The organism is Neisseria sp. P0001.S005 (assembly GCF_051963715.1).
This window is the reverse complement of the sequence record NZ_JBQCTZ010000074.1, coordinates 8,633-16,745: the sequence shown is the minus strand read 5'-3', so window position 1 is coordinate 16,745 and position 8,113 is coordinate 8,633. Positions and strand designations below refer to the sequence as shown.

The 8,113-nt window shown below is 48.5% G+C and carries 9 protein-coding genes; 5 read left to right on the top strand and 4 right to left on the bottom strand.

From position 1 onward, the window contains the following. Positions 1–155: 155 nt before the first annotated feature. From ACTHSP_RS10570 to ACTHSP_RS10560, 3 genes are all read left to right on the top strand, one after another. Positions 156–1,451 (top strand): NAD(P)/FAD-dependent oxidoreductase, encoded by a 1,296-nt coding sequence (locus ACTHSP_RS10570; RefSeq protein ID WP_440346071.1) that lies wholly within the window; start codon positions 156–158, stop codon positions 1,449–1,451. Positions 1,452–1,559: 108 nt separating this feature from the next. Beyond that, positions 1,560–2,510 (top strand): thioredoxin-disulfide reductase, encoded by a 951-nt coding sequence (gene trxB / locus ACTHSP_RS10565; protein WP_440346070.1) that lies wholly within the window; start codon positions 1,560–1,562, stop codon positions 2,508–2,510. Between the two features lie 171 nt (positions 2,511–2,681). Next, on the top strand, positions 2,682–3,167 hold the full coding sequence (locus tag ACTHSP_RS10560) for a DUF4189 domain-containing protein (protein ID WP_070608623.1): 486 nt from the start codon (positions 2,682–2,684) through the stop codon (positions 3,165–3,167). Between the two features lie 72 nt (positions 3,168–3,239). On the opposite strand, the gene ACTHSP_RS10555 is transcribed toward ACTHSP_RS10560, so the two are convergent. From ACTHSP_RS10555 to ACTHSP_RS10540, 4 genes are all read right to left on the bottom strand, one after another. Further along, positions 3,240–3,680, bottom strand: coding sequence for a hypothetical protein (locus ACTHSP_RS10555; protein ID WP_070608621.1), 441 nt, complete (start codon positions 3,678–3,680; stop codon positions 3,240–3,242). Between the two features lie 71 nt (positions 3,681–3,751). Then, complete coding sequence (gene smpB / locus ACTHSP_RS10550; RefSeq protein ID WP_003679566.1) at positions 3,752–4,198, bottom strand: SsrA-binding protein SmpB; 447 nt, start codon at positions 4,196–4,198, stop codon at positions 3,752–3,754. An 84-nt stretch (positions 4,199–4,282) separates the two neighbouring features. Continuing rightward, the gene (locus ACTHSP_RS10545) at positions 4,283–4,498 is read right to left on the bottom strand and encodes a hypothetical protein (RefSeq protein WP_003679564.1); all 216 of its coding nucleotides are present in this window, start codon (positions 4,496–4,498) and stop codon (positions 4,283–4,285) included. A 75-nt stretch (positions 4,499–4,573) separates the two neighbouring features. Then, a complete protein-coding gene (locus tag ACTHSP_RS10540) occupies positions 4,574–4,777 on the bottom strand; it encodes a cold-shock protein (protein WP_003682902.1) in 204 nt (67 codons plus the stop codon). Positions 4,778–5,034: 257 nt separating this feature from the next. Here ACTHSP_RS10540 and clpS point away from each other — a divergent pair, with 257 nt between their 5' ends. Together clpS and clpA are read left to right on the top strand one after the other, a co-directional pair. After that, entirely contained in the window at positions 5,035–5,346 is a 312-nt protein-coding gene (gene clpS, locus ACTHSP_RS10535; RefSeq protein ID WP_003679561.1) for an ATP-dependent Clp protease adapter ClpS, read from the top strand. A 3-nt stretch (positions 5,347–5,349) separates the two neighbouring features. Then, complete coding sequence (gene clpA, locus ACTHSP_RS10530; protein ID WP_440346069.1) at positions 5,350–7,629, top strand: ATP-dependent Clp protease ATP-binding subunit ClpA; 2,280 nt, start codon at positions 5,350–5,352, stop codon at positions 7,627–7,629. The last annotated feature ends 484 nt before the right edge of the window (positions 7,630–8,113 follow it).

Genomic DNA, 8,113 nt, shown 5'->3' with positions numbered 1-8,113 from the left:
CCTAATATGCAGACAGGCTGTCCGATAAAGCGTCGGAACAGCCTGTTTTATTAACTGCATCTTATCCTTTCAGACGGCCTGAACCCAAACCCACATTTAAGGCCGTCTGAAAACCAATTTCAATGAAGTGAAAACCACAACCTAAAGCTCAAATCATGATTAATCCCAGCTTCAAAGAATACCTTCCTTCCTACTATGTCAGCACGGCCAATCCCCATCCGTCTTATCCGACGCTTGAAGGCCGTCTGAAAACTGAAACCTGCGTTATCGGTGGCGGTCTGTCCGGCTTATGCACCGCCCTACCGCTTGCCGAAAACGGCCATGAAGTCATCGTGCTTGAAGCCGCCCGTATCGGTTTTGGCGCATCAGGTCGCAGCGGCGGACAAGTCATCAGCGATTTTGCCTGCGGCATGGAAGAAATCGAAAAACAAGTCGGCTTGGAACAGGCCCAATGGTTCTGGCAGCAATCCCTGCAAGCCGTTGAACTGGTTGACTCGCGCATTCAAAAACACAATATCCAATGCGATTGGCAACGCGGCTACGCTACCGTCGCCGTCCGTCCTCAGCATTGGGACGAATTGCAGCAATGGCACGAACACGCTCAAAAACATTATGGTGCAAGCCATTACCAGCTTTGGGGTAAAGCCACGCTGAAGCAACAACTTGCCAGCGATATGTATCAAGGCGCGCAATTTGATCCTTTATCCGGCCACTTGCACCCGCTTAATTACACCTTAGGCATTGCCAAAGCGGCAGCCGACGCAAGCGCACAACTTTTTGAGCAATCCCCGATGACGCGTATCGAACCATGCGATAACGGCTGGCTGGTTCATACGCCCAATGGCAGCGTCGAGTGCAAAAACCTCGTTTATGCCGTCAATACTTATGCCGGTTTACACCCGAAATTCAAAGTATTGGAACAAAAAGCCATTGCAGTCAGCACCTTTATCATTGCCACCGAGCCTCTGGGCGAGCGTGCCAAAGACCTGATCTGCAACAATATGGCCATCTGTGACAACCGCCACGTCCTCGACTACTACCGCCTCAGCGCCGACGGCCGCCTGCTTTTTGGCGGCAAAGACAATGAGTTTATCGATGACCCTGACCGCATGACCGAACTTGTCCGCCAAGACATGCTGAAAGTTTTTCCACAACTTGCCGACGTCAGAATCGAGCATTCTTGGGGCGGCGAATGCGACATTACGCGCAACCTCGCCCCACATTTCGGCCGCCTCGCCCCTACCGTTTTCTACGCCCAAGGCTATTCCGGACACGGAATGGCGATTACCGGCATTGCCGGCTTGGCGATTGCCGAAGCCATCATGGGCGATGACGGCCGTCTGAAACCTTTCGAGCAACTGCGCCACAGCAACATCATTACCCAGCCTTTCCTACGCAAACTCGGCTCTTTCCTCGGCTCAAAATACTATCAATGGAAAGACAGCCACTAAACCCAAGCAACAAACATATTTCAGACGGCGGCAGATTCAAGTAAAATTCAGGCCATCTGAAAGCTTAGATACGACAAAATTCAATCATTTATCAGCAAGGAAACCATCATGAGCAACCATCATAAACTCATCATCCTCGGCTCCGGCCCTGCCGGCTATACTGCCGCCGTCTATGCCGCCCGTGCCAACCTCAACCCTGTGATCATTACCGGCGTTGAGCAAGGCGGACAACTGATGACCACCACCGAAGTGGACAACTGGCCTGCCGATGCCGAAGGTGTACAAGGTCCTGAACTGATGGCCCGTTTCCAAGCTCATGCCGAACGCTTCGGTACTGAAATGATTTTCGACCAAATCCACACTGTTGATTTGCAAAACCGCCCGTTTACCCTCAAAGGCGATATGGGCGAATACACTTGCGATGCGCTCATCGTTGCCACCGGCGCATCAGCCAAATATTTAGGTTTGCCAAGCGAAGAAACCTTTGCCGGCAAAGGCGTTTCCGCCTGTGCAACTTGTGATGGTTTCTTCTACAAAAAACAAGATGTTGCCGTAGTCGGAGGTGGTAATACCGCTGTAGGAGAAGCACTCTACCTTGCCAATATCGCCAACACCGTTACCCTGATTCACCGCCGCGACAGCTTCCGCGCCGAGAAAATCATGGTGGACAAACTGATGCAACGGGTAGAAGAAGGCAAAATCATCCTCAAGCTCAACAGCTCGGTTGATGAAATCTTGGGTGACGAAAGCGGCGTTACCGGTGCACGCCTGAAACACAATGACGGCAGCACTGAAGAAATCGCCGTCAAAGGCGTTTTCATCGCCATCGGCCACAAACCCAACACCGATATTTTCAAAGGCCAACTCGATATGGATGAAACTGGCTACCTGAAAACCAAAGGCAGTACCGGTGACAATGTCGGCGCAACCAATATCGAAGGCGTATGGGCGGCAGGCGACGTCAAAGACCACACCTACCGTCAAGCCATCACCAGCGCAGCTTCTGGCTGCCAAGCCGCGCTTGATGCCGAACGTTGGCTTGATCGCCACGGCGTATGAGCCTCTAAGCTACGCCCTATTCTTTAAAACATAATCAAAAGGCTGTCTGAAATTTCAGACGGCCTATAATCTATCTGCCACACTCAAATATTCATTTTAAAAGCAAATTTATATCAAATAAGTACTTTTGCTTTATAATAACGACAAATACCCAACAAACAGGGAACAAACATGAAAAAAACACTAATGACACTTATCCTTTGCGCATTGACTCCTGCCGCCCTGGCTGCCGATACTTACGGCTACCTGGCCATGTGGCAAAACCCTGCCGACAGCAATGAAGCGCTGCAAATCAAAACCACTAAAGAAAATGCCACCCAACTGGATGCGACAGCCGAACTCGAAACATTCTGTAAAGGCCAAGATGCCTTAGCCGGTATCGGCGCAGGCCAAGCAACAGGCTGTAAAACAGTTGTCCCTCTGCACAACACCTGTATCGCTGTTGCCTATCCTAAAGCCATGGGCAAATTGACTGCTCAAAACGTGGTGGCCATTACCTCCCCACGTTTCAAAACCGTGCATCAAATTGCCTTGAACCAGTGTATCAAAAAATACGGCTCACAAGGACAATGCGCTTTAGAAACAGTCTATTGCACTTCCGAAACCTACTATCAAGGTACAGTCAAAACCCTTTGGGAAAAAATCAAATCCATTTAAGGCCGTCTGAAAATAAAACCGGCTTGCCCGATATTCTCCATATCACGGCAAGCCGGTTTTTTATTCTGGCTTTTATTTGCTGTTTTTTTCCAACAATTTGGCCACAACGCCTTCAGCCTGTTTCACCAAATCAGGGTTGGTTCGGAAGTGGTTTTCATCATTTAAAGAGTAGCTGACAGTAGAAACCGCGTACTTGGTGCTTCTCAACACAAATACGCCTTTACGCAAGATTTCGTCATTACCTTTGGTTTTGTAACGCAGATTATACGGGCAAGAAGAATCATACAGTTTGCCGCGGTTATCCGCTGTGACAATAGTGCTGCCAATGCCGCGTTTCGCCAAAGCTTTAGACAAAGCACGATCCAAATCATGCGGCCTTACTTTTGCATTTTGAATGATGCAGACATGTTTGATGCTGGTCAGCTCTTCAGGTTTCAACACTCTTTGTTCCGTAGTGGAACACGCGCCCAGCAACAATACGGCTGAAGCCGCCGCTAAAATCATGGTTTTCATCTGCTTTCCTTTTTAAAATTTTCAAACAATAAATATTCAGACGGCCTTTATAAAAAGGCCGTCTGAAAAAATCAACGTACGTTTTTCATTAAACGCTGTTTCTCACGCTTCCAATCCGCTTCTTTCAGGCTTTGGCGTTTGTCATGCTGTTTCTTACCCTTGGCCAAACCGATTTCCACTTTGATTCTACCGCGGGTGTAATGCAGGTTTAAGGGCACAATCGTATAACCGGCGCGTTCGGTTTTACCGATTAACTTGTTGATTTCCGATTGTTTCAACAACAACTTACGCGGACGGACAGGATCGGGTTTGACGTGTGTTGAGGCAGTGGGCAGTGCGGTAATGTGGCAGCCTACTAAATAGAATGCGTCTTTTTTCCAGTAGATATAGCTTTCTTTTAATTGCACGCGTGCAGCGCGGATGGCTTTGACCTCCCATCCCTCCAATACTATACCGGCTTCGATTTGGTCTTCGATAAAGAAATCGTGAAAGGCTTTTTTATTATTGGCAATACTCATTGTGCTGATTCTTTACAAACTTTTCAGACGGCCTATTTTATCAGGCGTGCTTAAAAAATAAAACGGCAAACGATTTTGAAACGTTTATTCACTTAAAACATGGCGGCGGTAAAAGCGGTCTATATCGGCAATGGCTTTTTCATCTTCAGGGCGCAAATCCAGTTTCAAATCGGCAAGGCGGATCAAGATTTGGTCTTCACGCTCGGCAACGGCGCAGCTGACCTCGCCTTCGCTGCGAAAATGACGGATAAGCTCGTCCAACTGGTTTAAAGCATTTTGATAAGATGAATTTTGATTCATAATTTTTAACCCAAACGCCCATAAAAAATGGCGGGAAACCCCGCCATGATTTTACGGCTTACGCCGCGCATTTGATTAAGCAGCTTGAATGTTAGCAGCTTGTTTGCCTTTAGGGCCGGTGGTTACGTCGAAAGATACGCGTTGACCTTCTTTCAGGGTTTTGAAACCATCCATATTGATCGCTGAGAAGTGAGCGAACAAATCTTCGCCACCTTCATCAGGAGTGATGAAACCAAAACCTTTAGCGTCGTTAAACCATTTTACGATACCGGTTGCCATTAGAAACTTCCTATACTTAAAAATTAACAAAATCAGCAAAACAAGGCATACAGCAAACTAAAACGTTCAGCGTTTCTCCCACGTATTGGATACGCAGTCGAGTGCCAACTTCTGCTTAACCGTCTTTTTACATTTGTTAAGACAAAACGTCAAGCTATGTTTTCAAAAAAGTGGGAAAATAGAAAAAAATTGCCGAAATACAACAGAAAACGGTTTACACTCTAAAACAGGCCGTCTGAAAACTGAAACCCAAGATTATGAACCATCCGAATACCGACCACCAATCCGATACCCTGCTCAGCGATATCAACACACAGCCGCCGAAACGTTACGGCGTATTTTTATTGAACGACGATTACACTACCATGGAATTTGTCGTCGAAATCCTGACCGAAGTCTTTATGCTTGCACAGGAACAGGCCGTGGCCGTTATGTTGCTGGTGCACCACGAAGGCAAAGGCCTGTGCGGCACCTACACGCGCGATATTGCCCAGACCAAGCAACATCAGGTCATGGAACGTGCCAAAGCTGAAGGGCATCCGCTCAAATGTATAGTCGAAGAGGTTTAAACCATGCTTTCACCCGAATTGGAACACATCCTGCAACTGCTCTACCGTGAAGCACGCAACGCTCGTTATGAGTTTATCAGCTTGGAACACCTACTTTTGGTGCTGATAGAAGAAGATGCGGCTGTACCGAACGTCTTGAAACTGTGTGGTGCGGATTTAAAAGTCCTGTCCGAGCAGCTTGCGGCCAGCGTTGCAGAAAATACGCCACAAATTCCCGATCATCTTCTGGATACAGTCGAAACCCAGCCGACATTAGGCTTCCAACGCGTCATCCAACGGGCGATGGTGCATACCCAGTCTGCCGGTAAAGCCGCAGTAGAGCCTTTGGATATTTTGGTTGCCATGATGAGCGAATCCGAAAGCCATGCCGTTTATTTCCTCAAATTGCAATCCATTACGCGCTTTGAAGTCTTGCGTTGCATTGCCCATGGCTCGCCCGATGACGAGGATGGCAATGATTCAGACGGCCTGGGACGCGAGGGCGAAGAAGCGGAACAAAAAACCGGCTCCCTTTCCGACTACACCGTCAACCTCAACACTGAAGTCAAAGCCGGCCGTATCGACCCTTTGATTGGTCGCAAACACGAAATGGAAAGGCTGGTACAAATCCTGTGCCGCCGCCGCAAAAACAATCCGCTTTTGGTCGGCGAGGCTGGCGTAGGCAAAACTGCACTGGCGGAAGGTTTGGCACATCAAATCGTCAACGGCGACATTCCCGACGCGCTGAAAGAAGCCGAAGTTTATGCGCTGGATATGGGTTCGCTTTTGGCAGGTACGAAATACCGCGGCGACTTTGAAGCGCGGGTCAAATCCGTCTTGAAACAGCTCGAAAAAATCCCGCACGCCATTTTGTTTATCGACGAAATTCACACCATCATCGGCGCGGGCAGCACCAGCGGCGGAACAATGGACGCGTCCAACCTGCTCAAACCCGCATTGGCGAAAGGTTCATTGCGCTGTATCGGCGCGACCACTTATGACGAATACCGTACCATTTTCGACAAAGACCACGCCTTAAGCCGCCGCTTCCAAAAAATCGACGTGGTTGAACCTACTGTTTCCGAAACCGTGCAAATCCTTCGCGGCTTGAAATCGATGTTTGAAGATTTCCACCAAGTCCGCTATACGCAAGGCGCACTCGAAGCCGCCGCCGAACTCTCCGCACGCTACATCAACGAACGTTTCCTGCCCGATAAAGCCATCGACGTAATGGACGAAGCAGGCGCGGCGCAACGGATTTTGCCTAAATCCAAACAGAAAAAAGTCATCGGCAAAGCGCAAATCGAAACCGTCATCGCCAAAGTCGCGCGGATTCCCGAAAAAACCGTGTCGCACGATGACAAACAAGTGCTGCAATTCCTCGGCCGCGATTTGAAAAACATGGTTTACGGTCAAGAAAATGCCATCGATGCGCTGGTTGCCGCCGTCAAAATGTCGCGCTCCGGCCTTGCCCTACCCGACAAACCGATAGGCAGCTTCCTCTTCTCCGGCCCGACCGGCGTCGGCAAAACCGAAGTTGCCAAACAGCTTGCCTACTCGATGGGCGTACCGCTGCAACGCTTTGATATGTCCGAATACATGGAACGCCATGCCGTATCGCGCCTCATCGGCGCACCGCCGGGCTACGTCGGCTTTGAACAAGGTGGCCTTTTGACCGAAGCCGTCAACAAACAGCCGCATTGCGTGTTGCTCTTGGACGAAATCGAAAAAGCCCACCCCGACATTTTCAATGTCCTCCTACAAGTCATGGACGCAGGCAAGCTGACCGACAACAACGGTAAGAGTGCCGATTTCCGCAACGTCATCCTAATTATGACCACCAACGCAGGTGCGGAGAGTCTCAGCCGACCCAGCCTCGGCTTTACCGCTAAACGCGAACGCGGCGACGAAATGCAGGCAATCAACAAACTCTTTACGCCCGAGTTCCGCAACCGCTTGGATGCGATTATCCCGTTTGCACCCTTGTCCGAACCCATTATCGTCAAAGTCGTGGACAAATTCCTGCTCCAGCTCGAACATCAGCTCCTCGACAAAAAAGTCGAAGCCGAATTCACACCGGCATTGCGCAACTATCTGGCGGAAAAAGGTTTCGATCCGCAAATGGGCGCACGCCCGATGAACCGCCTGATTCAGGAAAAAATCCGCAAACCGCTCGCCGACGAACTCCTATTCGGCAAACTCGCCGAAGGTGGTTTTGTGCGGATAGACTGGGATGCAGCAAAAGAAGAAGCCGTGTTGAAGTTTAAGAAAAGCAAGGTCAAACCTGAAACAGCGGCGGTTTGACGGATAAAGGTAAAAGGTCATCTGAAAACGAGATTTCTGTTTTCAGACGACCTTTTTTGTCATTAACACCTGATTCTCCATCTATATAATGGCCAAAAATAACAAAATACCTCGTAATTTAACAAATTAATTATTTTGGTAAATTATTTACTTGATATTTTTAAATGACTATTTGATAATACATCTACATTTTAATTATCAATCACCTCATTACAAAGGAAATATCTATGTCTTTCAAAAAAGTAAGCACAGCAACTATTATCGTCCTGAGCCTGGCAGCATGCAGCAACAACCAGCCTAATGACACTCCATCCATCACTAGTTCATCAAATGGCATCCAGAAGAATAACGGCAATTCTGCTGACAATAATAGTAATACTTCCAACAATAATAGCAATACTTCCGGCAACAATAGCAATACTTCCGGCAACAATAGCAATACTTCCGGCAACAATAGCAATACTTCCGGCAACAATAGCAATAC